Origin of the sequence: Chitinibacter bivalviorum (assembly GCF_013403565.1) — a bacterium.
Classification (GTDB): domain Bacteria; phylum Pseudomonadota; class Gammaproteobacteria; order Burkholderiales; family Chitinibacteraceae; genus Chitinibacter; species Chitinibacter bivalviorum.
Map to the genome: position 1 here is coordinate 3342241 of NZ_CP058627.1, position 15510 is coordinate 3357750.

General features: G+C 52.5%; 15 protein-coding genes and 2 pseudogenes. 6 read left to right on the forward strand and 11 right to left on the reverse strand.

Annotated features, from left to right (window positions below; translation table 11 throughout):
* Positions 1-14: 14 nt before the first annotated feature.
* The 11 genes and pseudogenes from HQ393_RS15830 to HQ393_RS15870 form a co-directional block, all read right to left on the reverse strand.
* Positions 15-503, reverse strand: a complete 489-nt coding sequence (locus HQ393_RS15830) for a ZrgA family zinc uptake protein (RefSeq protein ID WP_179356462.1) — start codon at positions 501-503, stop codon at positions 15-17.
* Between the two features lie 26 nt (positions 504-529).
* Positions 530-1186: a DUF3299 domain-containing protein gene (locus HQ393_RS15835; protein WP_179356464.1), complete on the reverse strand. Its 657-nt coding sequence runs from the start codon at positions 1184-1186 to the stop codon at positions 530-532.
* A 267-nt stretch (positions 1187-1453) separates the two neighbouring features.
* Positions 1454-2218, reverse strand: coding sequence for a peroxide stress protein YaaA (yaaA, locus tag HQ393_RS15840; RefSeq protein WP_179356466.1), 765 nt, complete (start codon positions 2216-2218; stop codon positions 1454-1456).
* A gap of 169 nt (positions 2219-2387) precedes the next feature.
* Complete coding sequence (locus HQ393_RS15845) at positions 2388-3005, reverse strand: response regulator transcription factor (protein WP_179356468.1); 618 nt, start codon at positions 3003-3005, stop codon at positions 2388-2390.
* Positions 2995-3546, reverse strand: a complete 552-nt coding sequence (locus HQ393_RS18145) for a sensor histidine kinase (protein WP_438833126.1) — start codon at positions 3544-3546, stop codon at positions 2995-2997. Before HQ393_RS18145 ends, HQ393_RS15845 begins: the two co-directional genes overlap by 11 nt.
* Positions 3541-3696 (reverse strand): annotated as a pseudogene (locus tag HQ393_RS18150) (histidine kinase dimerization/phospho-acceptor domain-containing protein); the annotation flags it as partial. The pseudogene HQ393_RS18150 and the gene HQ393_RS18145, both read right to left, overlap by 6 nt.
* A gap of 369 nt (positions 3697-4065) precedes the next feature.
* Positions 4066-5325: pseudogene (locus tag HQ393_RS18155) on the reverse strand (PAS domain S-box protein); the annotation flags it as partial.
* Positions 5303-6298 carry a 2-hydroxyacid dehydrogenase gene (locus tag HQ393_RS15855; protein WP_179356472.1) on the reverse strand — a complete coding sequence of 332 codons (996 nt, stop codon included), beginning with the start codon at positions 6296-6298 and terminating at the stop codon, positions 5303-5305. The pseudogene HQ393_RS18155 and the gene HQ393_RS15855, both read right to left, overlap by 23 nt.
* Before the next feature lie 5 nt (positions 6299-6303).
* On the reverse strand, positions 6304-6564 hold the full coding sequence (locus HQ393_RS15860; protein ID WP_179356474.1) for a hypothetical protein: 261 nt from the start codon (positions 6562-6564) through the stop codon (positions 6304-6306).
* Between the two features lie 18 nt (positions 6565-6582).
* Positions 6583-7527, reverse strand: coding sequence for a complex I NDUFA9 subunit family protein (locus HQ393_RS15865; RefSeq protein WP_179356476.1), 945 nt, complete (start codon positions 7525-7527; stop codon positions 6583-6585).
* Positions 7524-9482 (reverse strand): lytic transglycosylase domain-containing protein, encoded by a 1959-nt coding sequence (locus tag HQ393_RS15870; RefSeq protein ID WP_179356478.1) that lies wholly within the window; start codon positions 9480-9482, stop codon positions 7524-7526. The genes HQ393_RS15865 and HQ393_RS15870 overlap by 4 nt, the downstream gene beginning before the upstream one ends.
* 247 nt (positions 9483-9729) lie before the next feature.
* On the opposite strand from HQ393_RS15870, the gene glyQ reads away from it, so the two are divergent.
* From glyQ to HQ393_RS15900, 6 genes are all read left to right on the forward strand, one after another.
* Complete coding sequence (glyQ, locus tag HQ393_RS15875) at positions 9730-10623, forward strand: glycine--tRNA ligase subunit alpha (protein WP_179356480.1); 894 nt, start codon at positions 9730-9732, stop codon at positions 10621-10623.
* A gap of 33 nt (positions 10624-10656) precedes the next feature.
* Positions 10657-11136, forward strand: coding sequence for a surface-adhesin E family protein (locus HQ393_RS15880; protein ID WP_179356482.1), 480 nt, complete (start codon positions 10657-10659; stop codon positions 11134-11136).
* A 64-nt stretch (positions 11137-11200) separates the two neighbouring features.
* Positions 11201-13270 carry a glycine--tRNA ligase subunit beta gene (glyS, locus tag HQ393_RS15885; protein WP_179356484.1) on the forward strand — a complete coding sequence of 690 codons (2070 nt, stop codon included), beginning with the start codon at positions 11201-11203 and terminating at the stop codon, positions 13268-13270.
* Positions 13271-13405: 135 nt separating this feature from the next.
* Positions 13406-13942: a D-glycero-beta-D-manno-heptose 1,7-bisphosphate 7-phosphatase gene (gene gmhB / locus HQ393_RS15890; RefSeq protein WP_179358540.1), complete on the forward strand. Its 537-nt coding sequence runs from the start codon at positions 13406-13408 to the stop codon at positions 13940-13942.
* A gap of 47 nt (positions 13943-13989) precedes the next feature.
* On the forward strand, positions 13990-14724 hold the full coding sequence (locus HQ393_RS15895) for a lysophospholipid acyltransferase family protein (protein ID WP_179356486.1): 735 nt from the start codon (positions 13990-13992) through the stop codon (positions 14722-14724).
* A gap of 2 nt (positions 14725-14726) precedes the next feature.
* On the forward strand, positions 14727-15422 hold the full coding sequence (locus HQ393_RS15900) for a M48 family metallopeptidase (protein WP_179356488.1): 696 nt from the start codon (positions 14727-14729) through the stop codon (positions 15420-15422).
* Positions 15423-15510 lie beyond the last annotated feature (88 nt).

The following is a 15510-nucleotide window of genomic DNA, read 5'->3' on the forward strand; positions in this document are numbered from 1 at the left end:
CTTCCAATAACGACTTACTTCAGATTGAGTGTTTGGCCAGATTTCAATTGAGCTTGCTGCTGGCCTTTATCGGTGGCGATATTGGCTGTGAGCTTTTTGAATTTAGGGAAGGTTTTCCACAGCGCTAGCGCCACGCTGCTCGGCGCTTTGGCACATTCGAAGCTGTATTCAGCATCAATATCGCTGTGCTCGCCAGCTTTGAACGTCGGCATATTCACAACGGGTGCGGCGGCTTTACATTGCGCAGCAGCGTCGGGTACAAACAGCAAAGCGGCGTTGTTAAGCTGCTCGGCGACTGATTTGAGCTTGGCTTTTTCCGCGTCGGTTTTGGGCGCGCGCTCAAAGCCGAGCAGATTGTCTGCCGGGCTTTCCAGTGTGATCACCAGTTTTTTGCCTTCGATCGCAACGTCGATTTCAGCTGCGCCGTGCACGTGAGCTCCGTGCTCATGTGCAAAAGTACTGAGGGGTATAGCGAGTAAAGCTAATGTAATAAAGCGTTTCATGATTATACCTACCTTAGTTTTGGGAATTATTTTGCCGCCGCTTTATAAGCGCGCACTTCATCCGCACTCATCGCATAACCAACGGGCACATCGCTCGCACCATCGGCCAGCGCCAAATTGGCTTTGCTGGCTTTGATATTGAGCTTGCCGGTGATGGTTACTGGCGCAAATAGATCGCCTTGGTCATAGCCTTTCGGGTATTGCACCACGACCATTTGATTCGGCGGTGGGGCAGGGACGTGAATGCAAGCGCCAATCACGGGCACGAGCAGAAACTCGGTGACCTTTTTGCCATTTTGTTTCAGTGGCAATAGGTAGCCATCAAGCTGGATAGTCTGGCCGTTCAGCGCGGTGCTCATTTCGCTGGTGCGTTTTTTCTCAAAGGCTTCAATTTCATTAATCAAGGGATTGAGGTCTTTGAAATCTTCTTTGATCAATTTGACGTCATTGGCGGTAAATTCGCTGGGCTTGAGCTTGCCGCTATCGACCAAGTTTTTTAGCTCGCGCTGCTGCACGGCGCGCATCAGGCGGGTTTTTTCCTGTTGATTCATCTTGCCGACTGTCGCGCGTAGGGTCGGCGAGTCGGGCTGTAATTCAGACCATTTCACGGCTTTGGCTTCCGCAGCCCAAAGATTAAATGCCAAACAGCTGGCGCTGATGGCGAGCATGATTTTTGCGAACACAATCGAAATCCTTGTATTGAGTTTGCTTATTGTAACCAAGTTGCATTTGGAAGTGGGGTTTGTCATCTAAATTTAATTTGGCATCAAATTGCGCGACTGGTTTTATTTTTTCAACTTGCCCAAGCTTCCCTGCAAGCTGCGAGTAGCCCCGAAAATAGGCATGCCTAGCTTTTCGGGGGCTATCTCGTGGGGGAGTCATCGAATCGTCGTATAGAGAGAGACCGAGAAATAATATCGGGCTATCGGCGCATGTCGATGGGGGCAGAATTAATCTGCAAGCTGACGGCGGAAAACCCAGCGATTGGGCTCGCTCACGGCCTCATCGAGGCGGTAGCCATCCAGATCAAAACCTTTCAGGTCATTGGCTTGCTGAATATGATTTAGTGCGGCGTAGCGCACCATCAGCCCTCGCGCGCGTTTGGCGTAGAAACTGATGATCTTGTATTTCCCGCCTTTGAAGTCTTCAAATACCGGTGTAATGAGCCGCGCTTTGAGTAGCTTGGGTTTGACCGATTTGAAATATTCGTCGCTGGCCAGATTAACGATCGTTTCACTTTCTAGGCCATTGATCGTATCGGTGATCTGCGTGCCCCAGAATTCATACAAATTCTTGCCACGCGGGTTGGCGAGCTTGGTGCCCATTTCAAGGCGATACGGTTGCATCAAATCGAGCGGGCGCAATAGGCCATACAAGCCAGATAGGATGCGCAAATGTTGGCTCAGATAATTGAGTTGCGCCTGATTCATGCTCGCGGCAGCAAGGCCTTCATACACATCGCCCATAAACGCGAGTACGGCTTGTTTGGCATTGTCGGGCGTGAAGTCGGGCTGCCAGCTGTGATAGCGGCCAACATTGAGTACCGATAGCTCATCCGAAATATGCATCAGCTCGCCAATTTCGGCGGGCGATTTTTGGCGCAACACCTCGATCAATTGCGCCGAGTGTGCCAGAAAATCGGGTTGGCTAAATTGCGGGGTATTGGGTGGGGTGGTGTAGTCCAGCGTTTTGGCTGGCGAAATCAGCATTAACATGGGGCTTGGGGTATTGCTCTGTAAATAACATGAAAACTAGTTTACAGAGCAATACATCTGGTAGGTAATAAACTAAAAAACGCCCACGCTGCCTGACTTCGCCGCGACGTACTACTGGTACGGATCTTCGGCTTGGTGTTTCGCGTGGAAATTATTGTCTAGTTACATATTAATTAACATCGATGCCCGCATCGCGTAGGCGCGCGGCGAGTTCCATGGCGGTTTTGACCTGCATTTTTTCCAAAATCCGCGCGCGATGCACTTCGACCGTTTTCATCGAAATCGACAAATCATCGGCGATTTGCTTATTCAGGCGGCCAGTGAGGATGAGCTTCATCACTTCGGTTTCACGCGGCGTTAAGCACGCCAGACGCTCGTCCACTGCAGTGCGGTTTTCCCATTCGCTGCGATTGAGTGCGTCCATCGACAGGCAGCCTTCCACCAAATCGACAATGTCATTATCCGAAAATGGCTTTTCGATGAAATCCGCTGCGCCTTGTTTGAGCGCCGCCACAGCCATCGGTACATCGCCGTGTCCGGTCAGGAAAACCACCGGCGGGGTGTAGGCGTGCTCTTGCAATTTGCTAAACAACTCCATCCCGCCCATGCCAGGCATGCGCACATCTAAAATCAGGCAGCCAAACGCGTCGGCGTTGTAGGTGGCGAGTAGCTCTTCGGCGCTGGCAAACAGTTGCACCGAATGATTGCGCGTCGAAAACAACCACGACAATGCGTCGCGGATCGCGTCATCATCATCAACAATGGCAATGTGGCGGTTAGGGCTCATAAGCTTCGCTCTCCAAAGATAGCGGTAAGGTAAAGTTAAAACAGCTGCCGCCCTGTGGATTGGCTTCAACCCAGAGTCGGCCGTGATGGTGTTCGATAATGGAGCGACAAATATTCAGCCCCATGCCCATCCCGCTGCCTTTCGTCGTATAGAACGGTTTAAACAATTGTTCCATTTGTTCCGGATTAATGCCAGTGCCACGATCCGCTATTGTCACCGCCAGCATGTCATGCTCGCGTCGCACATTCACATCGAGCGTGCGCTGGCTCACGGGCGTATCGGCCATGGCTTCAATCGCGTTTTTCATTAGGTTAAATATAACCTGTTCCAGCATCACTGCATCGGCGTAAATCGGCGGCAATTCGCTAACATCGCTGACGGTGAGTTTGACTTGCGATTTTTTCACTTCGGCATTCAGCAATGTTTGCACGGTTTCGAGCAGATCGGCGATTTCGCAGCGTTTGCGATGCGGCGCGCGGCGCTGCACAAATTCACGAATCCCGCGAATAATCTGCCCAGCACGCTTGGCTTGCGCCGCCATTTTTTCGATCGCCTGATCAAGCTGGGCGATATTCGGCTCGGTTTGCGCTAGGACATTGCGGCAGCCCGTGGCGTAGCTGGCAATGGCGGCCAGCGGTTGATTGAGTTCGTGCGCGAGGCTTGACGCCATTTCCCCCATGCTGATCAGGCGCGTTGTTTGCTGTAGCTGCTCTTTTTGCTGGCGCTCGCGCTCTTGCGCGTTTTTGAGCATCGTAATGTCGGTGGCGATTTCCAGCCAAACTTCCGAGCCATCGACCCACACGCTACTGCGGCTTTTCACCTGATACCAATGTTGGTGGAAATCATCAAACCATTCGCTATCAACGGGCGCCCCTTTATTGCGATGAACAAAAGGAATATTGCAGTAGCGACCGTGTCGATCGGGAATATTAAACGCGCTGTCAAAATGGCGATTGGACAATAGCAATTCGCCCGTATTGGCATCCGAAACCGATACGGCCGCGTCCAGCCCATTGAGCACCGCGACAAAACGCTCGTGCGAGGCTTGCAGCGCTTCGCGTTCGCGTTGCAACTCGGTAATGTCATAAATCGCGCTAATCCAACCAGTGTGCACCCCGTCACCATCGATCAGTTTGGCCGCGTACAGGCGCACATCAAAACGCTCGCCATTGCTGCGCATAAAGCGCATTTGATAGCCAGTGCTGTCGGCGCGGCCATTCAGAATGGCGCGATAAATCGCCATACATTGCTCGCTTTCTTCGGGCGGCCAATAGGGCATTGGATGGGATGCACCAAGCAGTTGCTCCTGAGTGCAGCCGACCATTTCGCAAAAAGCACGGTTGACATAAAACAGCCGTCCCTCCAGATCCATGGCGCGAATGCCGGTGACGAGCGAGTTTTCCATCGACTCGCGCAAGGCTTGCTCTTGGCGCAGTTGCGACTCGGCTTTTTGTCGTTCGTTGATATGGCGGCGCAGCGCCCAGGTTGAGCCCAGCATCAGCAAGGACAGCCCCGCGACGACGATGGTGAGCGCGGTTTGCCAGTTATTGCGTTTTTGCTCGTAGATATGTGCGGTCAGCGTCAGCGTATTGGGCGGCCAATCAAGATTAATGCTTTGATTGAGTTTGCCAGCGTCGTGACTGCGTTCGAATTTACCGGCAATCAGGCGTTCGTTTTCCCACAAGCTAATCTGGTAGCGTTGCGCAATCCACCACGGTACTTGCTGTTGTAACAAAGTGCGCAAATTGACTTGGGCAATCAGTACATGGCGGCCGTTGTAGTTGAGCTTGATGGGTACCGCCAGCGCCATAATCGGCGCATCTGGGCGATCCATAATTAGTTTGCTAAAGCTGCTTTCCAGTTCCGAATCCAAGATCGAATCGCGCAAGGCAATCAATTGCGGGTTGCGTAGATCGGGCTGCCCGGCGACACGGGTATTGGGCGTGTGCCAGCGCTCCTGGCCGGTTTCATCGAGATACTCCAGCGAAATGATTTCGGGGGAGTCTTGCATCAAGGAGAAAGTACGAGCGGTAAACTCGGCTGAGCCGAGCCCATCGGTCGACATGCTGGCTGCGACAGTGCGCAATTGGTGCGTGATATTGTCGACCCGAATTTTGAGCGCTTGCTTTTGCCACAGCAAATCCTGCTCCATGCTGGTATTGAGCGTGGAGCGCTCGGTATAGGTCGTCATGATCAAAAATGCGGCCAAGACAAGCGTAAACAGGGCGGCAGCAAACGACGGTAAGGTGAGTAGCCAACGCGTTTTTTGCGGGCTGATGGCCTGACTGGTTTTGAGCTTAAGCACCCACCTTGACCTCATTGATCAGGGGGCGGCCAGCAGCAAAATCGTTGATATTCTGGAATGTGGTCATCGCGATATTATTCAGTGCCTCCCCAGTTAGATAGCCTTGATGCGAGGTGATCAGCACATTGGGGAAGGTGGTTAAGCGCGCCAAAATATCATCTTTTAATACACTGTCGGATAAATCTTCAAAAAATACGCCTTCTTCATGCTCGTACACATCGAGCCCCAGCCCGCCAATTTGACCCGATTTGAGCGCCGCCAGTGCAGCTTTGGTGTCAATTAAGCCGCCGCGACTAGTGTTGAGGATCACTACCCCGGGTTTCATCGTCGCCAGGGTGCTGGCATTGATCATATGGTAAGTGCTTTCAAATAAAGGCGTATGCAGCGACAAAATATCGCTGTTTGCCATGACTTCGGCTTGGCTTAAAAACGTGCAATCCACATCGCAATTTTTCGGCGGGTACGGGTCATACGCCAAGACTTTGCAGCCAAACCCGCGCGCAATGCGGGCGGTAGCAAGACCGATTTTGCCTGAGCCTAAAATGCCAAAGGTTTTGCCATGAATATTGAAGCCTTCAAGCCCTTCAAGCAGGAAATTACCTTCGCGAACGCGGTTGTAAGCGCGGTGCGTTTTGCGGCTGAGCGTGAGTAATAAAGCAAACACGTGCTCCGCGACCGCTTCAGGTGAGTAGGCGGGTACGCGGGTCACCGGGATATCAAATTCCGCTGCAGCGGCCAGATCAACGCCATTAAATCCTGCGCAACGCAGCGCGATGAGTTTTACGCCGAGTTTGGCAAGGCGACAAATTGTTTTGTGATCGAGTTTGTCGTTGACGAAAGGGCAAACAACGTCAAAATCTTCGGCCAGCGGCGCGGTGTGCGCCCCAAGCCGTTCTTCAAAAAAGACCAGCTCATGGCCAAATAGCTGATTAGCTGCTTCAAGCGTAGAGCGATCGAAACGTTTGCTATCAAAAACGGCCACGCGCATGGTCTTTATCCTTTGAAATTGTGAGTGACTGCGGCATCCAGATCATGCCCTTTGTAATGCAAGCCAGAGATTTTATCGTCTAGCACCCGGCCGAGTGCTTCAGGGCTGTCTTCTGGATAGCGAATAAAGGCCAAGGCATTGCGACCTGCTTCGCCCGATTCAACGCGAATATCCAGAGGCTCTGCTGCGCCAATTTGCTGTGTCAATAGCGCGTGAACGTCGGCGACGCTGGTGTCTGCGGGTAAATTGCTAATGAGTAATTGCATGTTCGACTCCGTTTGAAATTAGTGGGAACGTCCTGCTTTACTTCGGCAGGCATCGAGTTGGGATGCCTGATGTTGATTGGCCAGATAGGTCGGCACGATGGCTTCGAGTGCCGTCGCTTGCCAGCCTAGGATAGCCGCAAACCCTGTTGGGTCAATGTTATCGACTTTGAGTGAATCTAAATTGTCATGGCTCACAGGTGGCTTAGGCAGGATGCTCATCGCCGTGGCTTGTAAGCGCGCTGCCCAGTTGGGCAGGCCGATAACGCAGCGTTCATGGCCGCTGACTTGACCGGTGTATTTAACCAGCTCGGCCAGAGTATAGACGTGCGGGCCAACCAGACTGAGCGTTTGTCCGATTAGTTCAGTGCGATCGACCGCGACCGCAAACGCCTGCGCCACATCGCCGACCCAAACCGGTTGAAAGCGCGTTTGCGCGCCGCCAATTGGCACCAAGGGGGCGATTTTGAGCAGGCTGGCAAACAGATTCAGAAAGCTATCCTGAGCACCAAACACGACTGAAGGGCGGAAAATCGTCCAGTCCAGACCGCTGGCGCGTACTTTTTCCTCGGCTTGACCTTTGGTGCGCTGATACATGGATGGGCCATTGACGTCGGCGCCGAGCGCGCTCATATGCAAATAGCGACGCACTTGATGGGTTTTGCACGCCGCAATGATTTTCTCGGTGAGGAGTATATGGCTACGCTCAAAGTCAGCTAATGATCCCTGCAATATACCCACCAAGTTGATCACAACATCCTGGCTTTTACACAGCCGATCGAGCACATCTGGCTGGTGAATATTGGCATTCACGATCTCGCAGCCTGGCAAAACCAGTAAATCAGTTTTGACGGCCTCGCGATTACGCGTGGGTATTGTAATCCGGTAGCCCAATTGCGCTAATTTGGCGGCAATTTGTCGGCCGATAAAGCCCGAGCCGCCGATGAGTAAGACTGATTTTGTCATTGTTCGCTCACCTCTACATTGGTGCTTCTACCCGTCACCGCAGGTAAACGCTTCATCAGCTGCGTCGGGCTATTACTGAAATTATGCGCGTAATGCGTTGCATTGGTCAGTACCGCTTTGACGTAATCGCGCGTTTCATTAAACGGGATGGTTTCAATATAGACCGCAGCCTCCAAATCGCGTTCGCCGCGCCATTTGGCCGCATTGCCGGGGCCCGCGTTGTAGCCGGCCGTGGCAAGGACTGGATTGCCGCCAAAACGCTCATTCCAGTAGGCGAGGTAATAGCTGCCTAGCTGCGGATTGATGGCTGGGTCGCTCATATCATTCATCGTAAAGTCGCTCATGCTCATCTTCTTGGCTACCCATTTGGCGGTGGCTGGCATCAACTGCATCAGCCCTGTTGCGCCCGCGCTAGAGCGAATGTCGGGTACAAAACGGCTTTCTTGTCGGATCAGGCCAAACACCCACGCCGGATCGAGCCCATTGGCTTTGGCCGCTGGCTCAACATGGTCGCGAAATGGCATGGGGAAGCGCAGGCTAAAGTCATGCAAAGTTTTGGGGCGCATCGCCGAGTAAATACTGCGATCGTAAATTTGGTAGCGCGACGCCAATTCGGCCGCAGCAAGCAATTGTTGATCGCTCAAGCCTTTCATCGCCCAATTCCATTCCCGATTGGCTTCAACGCGCCAGCCTTGGCTGCTCAATTCGAGCGCGCGTTGAATGCCGGGTAGAGTTTGCATCGCTTTCACATCGTCATTGCTGGCTTTGTAGGCGGGGGTAGGTGCGCTCAAGATCGCGCCGAGCTCTTCGCGCGCTAGCAAGCCGTAAAAATCGATGTCTTCAGAAAGGCTCAACCACAAAGCATTGGCCGCTGCGCCATTGTTTTGCGCGAGTAATGCGCGACCTTTCCAATAGCGCCAAGCATTGTCTTGTTGTTCGGCGGCGGGCAGGGCATTGATGCGCTGTTCGACTGTTTTCCAGTCGCCGATGCGCAGCGCGGCACGAATACCCCAGGCGCGCTCTTCTTCATTCAGATCATTGGTATTGCCTTTGGCAATCCAGCTCGATGCTTCTGGAACTAGACGCCGCGCCGCACTGAGCCCTAATTGTTGCCAGGCAAATTGCTGATCGGCGGCATTGAGGTGGTTTTGTTCGCTAATCAAACGAGCGGCTTGATTCGGGTTGCTGCGACCGATTTTCTCGACGGCAAACAGCCATAATTCGCGCCCAGCGCGAGTGCTGGTGTCGATGTCATTGATCCAACGCTCGGGGGCCGCATTCACGGTGTTGAGATTGGCTGTCTGGATGGTCGTGGTTTTTTTGCCTTTTTTGACTACGACAGGGGGTTTGGGAACCAAATATTCTGAGCTGCCGACTCGGCTGGCCAATTGCCGCGCCAAATCAGTCTGATTATTAGCCAGCGCCTGACGAATGCGCCACCAGATATCGTCATCCTTCAGAATGCCGCGCTCGAATAGTGCATCAAATAAAGGATTGCACGCCGAAGGCAAGGCTTTGGCGCTATACCAAAGGTTTTTATGATTTGCGATACCTGCGCTATCGCCACGATTGAGCGCCGCTTGTTGTTTGAGACAAATCAGCTCGGTATTTGGGCTGTCGACTTTGCTGTACAGCGCCTCGTACTGGCTCCAATTTTGGCGGCGAGCCAATTCTTTGAGCCATTCGGCGAGGAATTTTTCCGCTAAAGGGCTTGGGCTGTAGCGGTTGATAAAGTTATTCGCATCGTTTTCGTCGGTTTGATTAATCTGCGTCGTTAGATAGTAATAGCGCGGATACATTTCCAGCGGGTCGCCCACGCTTTGCTCGCTGATTTTGGCGAGCGTCACTAAATCGCGCGAGCGACTGGCTTCGCGCACGCTATCTAGGTTGATTCGCGCACTGGCGCTGGCGGCGAGTAAAGTGCTGAGAACGACGAGGGAGATTTTTTTCAACATGGCGTGCTGCATTTTCATTTGGCGGGATTTAAGTAATAAGCATAAACGAGCTGGCCTCCCTTGTCTTGCGCCTAATGCCTGAATTTATTCAGCTCGGCGTAGGTATTTTGTCGCATTCGCACCGCTAGAAGCGCAATGCCGTGTTGTAGTGAGGCGTATGTCATGAGCACGCATGGCTTTTCCATGGCAAAAGCAAGTAGAATTGCGAATATTGAGAACGTATACGCGCTGTTGCGCCCCGAGAGCCATGCTGACTTTTCAGGAAATTTTATTAAAGCTCCAAAACTACTGGAGTGACCACGGTTGCGCTTTGCTGCAACCCTACGATATTGAAGTCGGTGCGGGTACATTCCACACTGCGACTTTCTTGCGCTCGCTCGGCCCAGAGCCTTGGAATGCCGCCTATGTGCAGCCTTGCCGTCGCCCGAAAGATGGTCGCTACGGTGAAAACCCAAATCGCTGCCAGCATTACTATCAATACCAAGTGGCGTTGAAACCATCGCCAGATAATATCCAGGAATTGTATCTGGGCTCGCTCGAATACCTCGGTATTGATACCAAAGTACACGACGTGCGTTTTGTCGAAGACGACTGGGAAAGCCCGACTTTGGGCGCTTGGGGTTTGGGCTGGGAAGTGTGGCTCAACGGCATGGAAGTGACGCAATTTACTTACTTCCAGCAAGTCGGTGGCCTCGATTGCAAGCCGGTATTGGGCGAGATCACTTATGGTGTCGAGCGTCTGGCGATGTACCTCCAGGGGGTAGATAATATCTACGACATCGTTTGGACCGAATATCCAAATGGCCAGAAAGTCACCTACGGTGATATTTACCACCAAAACGAAGTCGAGCAATCAATCTACAACTTCGAGCAATCAAACGTGCCTTTCCTGTTTGATCAATTCAATCACTTTGAATCGGAAGCGCGCCGCTTGATCGAAGGTGGCTTGGCGCTGCCAGGTTTTGAGATGGTGATGAAATGTTCGCACATGTTCAACTTGCTCGATGCGCGTGGCGCGATTTCGGTGACTGAGCGTGCAGCGTATATCGGTCGTGTGCGTAATTTGGCGCGTCTGGTGGCTCAGGCCTACTATGATTCTCGCGAGGCTTTGGGTTTCCCAATGTGTGCGCCTGCGGTTTAAGGCTTGCTAATTCAGATGTAATAGGAGCGATTTATGCGTCGTCTACTGATCGGTTTGCTGCTATTTCCACTAGTCGGCTGCGGTAAGTTTGACGACGGCATGAAGGGCCCGCCGCCGGTGCCATATAAAAATGTCGATTGGCGCAGTTACGGCAAAATGCCTGAGTTTGAGACCTTGGTCGATGTGAATTCAATCAAGCACGAGAAAGACTATGCCAAACAAAATTACACCTTTGTCTGGATGGTGCAGCGCTTTAATGAAGATCAGATCGACGGTACTTCGAAAGGCAAATATCGCTACAAGTATTCGCGGATGGTGATTGATTGTCCTTCAGGGAAAATGGCGGGTACCGCAGTTTCGATGAATGACAAAGATGATGAAGAAGTCGCGCGCTATGATGTACCGGGCTTTGAGTGGGAGTTTAGCCAGCCCGAGCCGGGGACCTTTGGGCAAGATTTCGTCAACCAAATTTGCAAAATGATGGCTGCCAAAGACGCAGCTGAGCAAGAGTAAGTCAAAGCCCGCTACTGGGCTTTGTTCAACGATTAAGAGGTGGCTGCGCGGCAGCTAGATATAAATGAATCCAACATTACTGATTGAACTCTTTACCGAAGAATTGCCACCGAAAGCGCTGCCTAAATTGGGCGCGGCTTTTGCGGACGGCATTTTTGCTGAGTTGGTGAAATTGGGCTTTGTCGCTGCTGATGCCGAGGCAGTCACCTTCGCCAGCCCACGCCGCTTGGCGGTGACGATCGCCAATGTCGCTGCAGTACAACCAGAACAAACCATCGAAAAACGCGGCCCAGCGGTGGCTGCAGGCATGAAAGACGGCAAGCCTAGCCCGGCATTACTTGGCTTTGCGCGCTCGTGCGGCCTCGCCCCTGAAGCGGTTGAAAGCCTAGAAACCGTGCACGATGGCAAACAAGATGTGTATGTGTTCCGCTCGGTGAAAGCCGGTGAAGCGCTCGCGGCGGTGTTGAGTGACATTGTGGCGGCAACGCTGAAAAAACTACCTGCGCCAAAAATGATGCGTTGGGCTGATCGTGAAGGTCAGTTTATTCGTCCAGTGCACGGTCTGACGATGTTGCACGGCTCTGACGTGATTGCCGGTAAAGTGCTGCACCTTGAATCAGGGCGCATCACACGCGGTCACCGTTTCTTGTCGAATGGCGACATCAGCATTAACAGTGCTGAAGGCTATGCGCGTCAGATGCACGATGAAGGCAAAGTGATCGCCAGCTTCGCGGCACGCCGTGCTTTGATCGGCGAAAAACTGAACGAAGCTGCCGCCAAATTGAACGCCACGATTGCAGCGGATGACGCGCTGTTTGATGAAGTCACTGCACTGGTTGAATGGCCTGTGGTGTTGGCGGCAGGCTTTGAAGCTGAATTTCTGCAAGTGCCACAGGAATGCCTGATTTTGACGATGCAACAAAATCAGAAATATTTCCCGCTGCTCGACCAGAACGGCAAATTGATGAATCAATTCTTGCTGGTGTCGAATCTGCAAACCGACGATCCAAGCCACATCATCAACGGCAACGAGCGCGTATTGCGTGCGCGCCTGTCGGATGCCAAATTCTTCTTTGAGCAAGATAAAAAGCAAAAACTCGATACCCGCGTCGGCAAATTGGCCAATGTGGTTTACCACAACAAGATTGGCTCGCAGCTTGAACGCGTGACGCGTTTGGAAAGCATTGCTGGCGAAATCGCCAAGCTGCTGGGCGCCGATGTATCAAAAACCACGCGTGCTGCGTATTTGGCCAAAGCTGACTTGTCGACCGATATGGTGGGCGAATTCCCTGAGCTGCAAGGCATAATGGGGCAGTATTACGCCAAGCATGATGGTGAAGATACTGAGGTGGCGTATGCTGTTGAAGCCCATTACAAGCCTAAATTTGCAGGTGATACCCTGCCTGAAGGCGCAATTGCCCAATCTGTTTCACTGGCGGATAAGCTCGAAACCTTGGTGGGGATTTATGGCATTGGTTTGATTCCAACTGGCGATAAAGACCCGTTCGCGCTGCGTCGCGCCGCGTTGGGTGTATTGCGCATGGCCTTAGTGCAACCACTTGATTTGAAAGTGTTGTTGTCGACGACCGCAGCGAGCTTCCCAGCGGGTTTGATTGCTGAGGGCACGGTGGAAGGCTTGTACGGCTTTATGCTCGATCGCCTGAAAAACCTGCTGGCTGCTGAATATCCAGCAGCAGATATCGATGCGGTATTGGCGCTTAAACCAACGCAAATTAATGATGTGACAGTGCGTTTGGCTGCGGTAGCAGAATTTAAAGCCTTGCCAGAATCAGCGGCCTTGGCGGCGGCGAACAAGCGTATTCGCAATATCCTGAAAAAAGTCGAAGGCGAAGTGCCAGCGCTGAATGCGGCCTTGTTGCAAGAAGCGGCGGAAAAAGAGCTGTTCGCGGCATTGCAAGCGGTGCAAGGTCCAGTGAATGACGCGCTGGCGGCGAATGACTTTACCAAGGCCTTGAAACAACTTGCGGCCTTGAAAGCGCCGGTGGATGCGTTCTTTGATGGCGTGATGGTGATGGCTGATGATTTGGCAGTACGCGGCAACCGTTTGGCCTTGCTCAGCGCCTTGGCTGAATTGATGAATCGCGTGGCTGAATTATCACTGTTGGCCGATTAAGCTCGATCGACAAGCTCAGTGCCGCAGATGAAGTCGTAGCCTAATTGGCGCGGCACTGGCTTGGTAGTTTGAGAAATGAATGTTGTCTAATGCGGATGCATGGGGAGTTCGATGGCTGCGGTAAAAAATGAAGCAATCAAGCTACTGATTCTGGACCGAGACGGCGTGATTAATGAAGATCGCCCTGACTTTATCAAATCGCCCGACGAATGGATTCCGATTCCGGGTAGTTTGGAAGCCATCGGTGAGCTGACCCGTGCGGGCTGGACGATTGTGGTGGCGACCAATCAAAGCTGTATTGGCCGCGGCATTATCGACATTGCCATGCTCAATAATATTCATGCCAAAATGCACCGCGCCGTCGTCAATGCGGGTGGGCATATTGATGCGATCTTCTTTTGCCCTCATGCGCCCGATGCGGGTTGTGAATGCCGCAAGCCTGCGCCAGGCATGGTGCTCGACATTGCGCGTCGCTTCCGGGTTGATATTGAAGACTGCATGATGGTGGGCGATTCGATCCGTGATCTGCAGTCGATTGTTGCTGCGGGTGGCAAGCCGATTTTGGTACGGACGGGAAATGGCCGCAAATCGGAAGCATCGGCTGATTTGCCACCTGATACTTGGGTTTTTGATGACTTGGCGGCTGTTTGCGATGCTTTGCTGGCAAATTAAACGCTCAGTTTCTATGAATAATCGATTTACTTTCTAAAAGCATCTCAATGGTCCGTTTTCGCTCTGCCTTATATAGCTTGGGTTTGCTGGTTTTAACGCCCATCTTTGCTTTGATTGCCTTGTTTATTTTTCCGCTGTCCGCGGTGACGCGAAATGCCGTGATCGCTTGGTGGTCACGCCTGATGTTTGCTTGGCTCAAAATCACCTGTGGTTTGAGTTTTAAAGTAGAAGGTGCAGAAAACATTCCGCACGGCCCGGCAATGATTATGTGCAAACATCAATCGGCGTGGGAAACGATGGCTCTGCAATTGATTTTCCCGCCGCAAGTATGGGTGCTCAAACGCGAATTACTCAAAATCCCATTTTTCGGTTGGGGCTTGGCAGCAACATCGCCAATTGCAATTGATCGCGGTCAGCGTGCGCAGGCGCAGCGGCAATTGATGGAGCAGGGGCGTGATCGCCTGAATAAAGGCTTGTGGATTGTGATTTTCCCCGAAGGCACGCGCATTAAGCCGGGCGAGCGCGGGCAATATAAACAAGGTGGCGCACGACTGGCCAAAGATCTGGATGTGCCGATTGTGCCGGTCGCGATGAATTCGGGTGAATTCTGGCCGAAAAATTCCTTCTGCAAATGGCCCGGCGAAATTACCGTGCGAATTGGTAAACCGATTTTGCCTGAGGGTAAAAATTCCTTGGCGCTGATTAATGAGGTTGAAGGCTGGATTGAGGGCGAGATGGCGCAAATTACTGGTCGCGGCCCTTGCTATCAAAAGCCTGAGTGAGTATGGCTTTGCAGGCTAATTTCCAATTGGCCTCTGGCCATATACCCTACCAAGTGCAACGCAGTGCCCGCCGACGCAGTATCGGTTTGAAAATCGATACCACGGGCCTGACGATTATTCTGCCGCAACGTGCGCCCTTGGCCGAGGCCGAGCGCGTGATTCGACTTAAACTGGCGTGGATTCAAGCCAAGCTGGCCGAGCGCGAAGCGCGGGTGATTGCCGACCCCGCACCCAAATTAGCGTGGGGCGAAGCGGTATGGTGGCTCGGTGAGCAGCGCAATTTGCAGCCGGCTTTACGCGGCAAGCTCACAGACGACGTGTTATTTCTATGCGCCGCGAACGACGCGCGAATACCCGACGCTTTGGCCCGATTTTACCAGCGCAGCGCCAAACCCTATTTTGCCGAGCGCATTGCAGTCTGGTCGGCGCGAATGAATTTGTATCCGACTCAAACCGCTCTGTCGTCCGCACGCACGCGCTGGGGAAGTTGTACTTCAAAAGGTGTTGTACGACTCAATTGGCGCTTGATGCAGGCCCCGGCGAGTGTGATTGATTACGTCATCATTCACGAATTGGCTCATCTGGCCGAGATGAACCACTCTGCCCGGTTTTGGGCGATCGTCGCGCAAGTTTGCCCGAACTGGAAAGCTGAGCGTGCCTGGTTGAAACACTATGGCAATCAATTGCTAAATTGGTAGCTGAAGGTATTGATTTGAAAATAATTAAAATACCACTGTGTTCTACTTCATAGATAAGTAATACCCCTAGTCCGATTTGCCCTTGTCA

Bases quoted from the DNA above. Each gene is read 5' to 3' on its own strand.
- HQ393_RS15865 (WP_179356476.1), bottom strand. From the start codon at position 7,527: ATGACAAAATCAGTCTTACTCATCGGCGGCTCGGGCTTTATCGGCCGA.
- HQ393_RS15900 (WP_179356488.1), top strand. From the start codon at position 14,727: ATGGCTTTGCAGGCTAATTTCCAATTGGCCTCTGGCCATATACCCTAC.
- glyQ (WP_179356480.1), top strand. From the start codon at position 9,730: ATGCTGACTTTTCAGGAAATTTTATTAAAGCTCCAAAACTACTGGAGT.
- yaaA (WP_179356466.1), bottom strand. From the start codon at position 2,218: ATGTTAATGCTGATTTCGCCAGCCAAAACGCTGGACTACACCACCCCA.
- glyS (WP_179356484.1), top strand. From the start codon at position 11,201: ATGAATCCAACATTACTGATTGAACTCTTTACCGAAGAATTGCCACCG.
- HQ393_RS15845 (WP_179356468.1), bottom strand. From the start codon at position 3,005: ATGAGCCCTAACCGCCACATTGCCATTGTTGATGATGATGACGCGATC.
- HQ393_RS15855 (WP_179356472.1), bottom strand. From the start codon at position 6,298: ATGCGCGTGGCCGTTTTTGATAGCAAACGTTTCGATCGCTCTACGCTT.
- HQ393_RS15860 (WP_179356474.1), bottom strand. From the start codon at position 6,564: ATGCAATTACTCATTAGCAATTTACCCGCAGACACCAGCGTCGCCGAC.
- HQ393_RS15870 (WP_179356478.1), bottom strand. From the start codon at position 9,482: ATGTTGAAAAAAATCTCCCTCGTCGTTCTCAGCACTTTACTCGCCGCC.
- HQ393_RS15880 (WP_179356482.1), top strand. From the start codon at position 10,657: ATGCGTCGTCTACTGATCGGTTTGCTGCTATTTCCACTAGTCGGCTGC.
- HQ393_RS15895 (WP_179356486.1), top strand. From the start codon at position 13,990: ATGGTCCGTTTTCGCTCTGCCTTATATAGCTTGGGTTTGCTGGTTTTA.
- HQ393_RS18145 (WP_438833126.1), bottom strand. From the start codon at position 3,546: ATGGCGGCGCAAGCCAAGCGTGCTGGGCAGATTATTCGCGGGATTCGT.
- HQ393_RS15830 (WP_179356462.1), bottom strand. From the start codon at position 503: ATGAAACGCTTTATTACATTAGCTTTACTCGCTATACCCCTCAGTACT.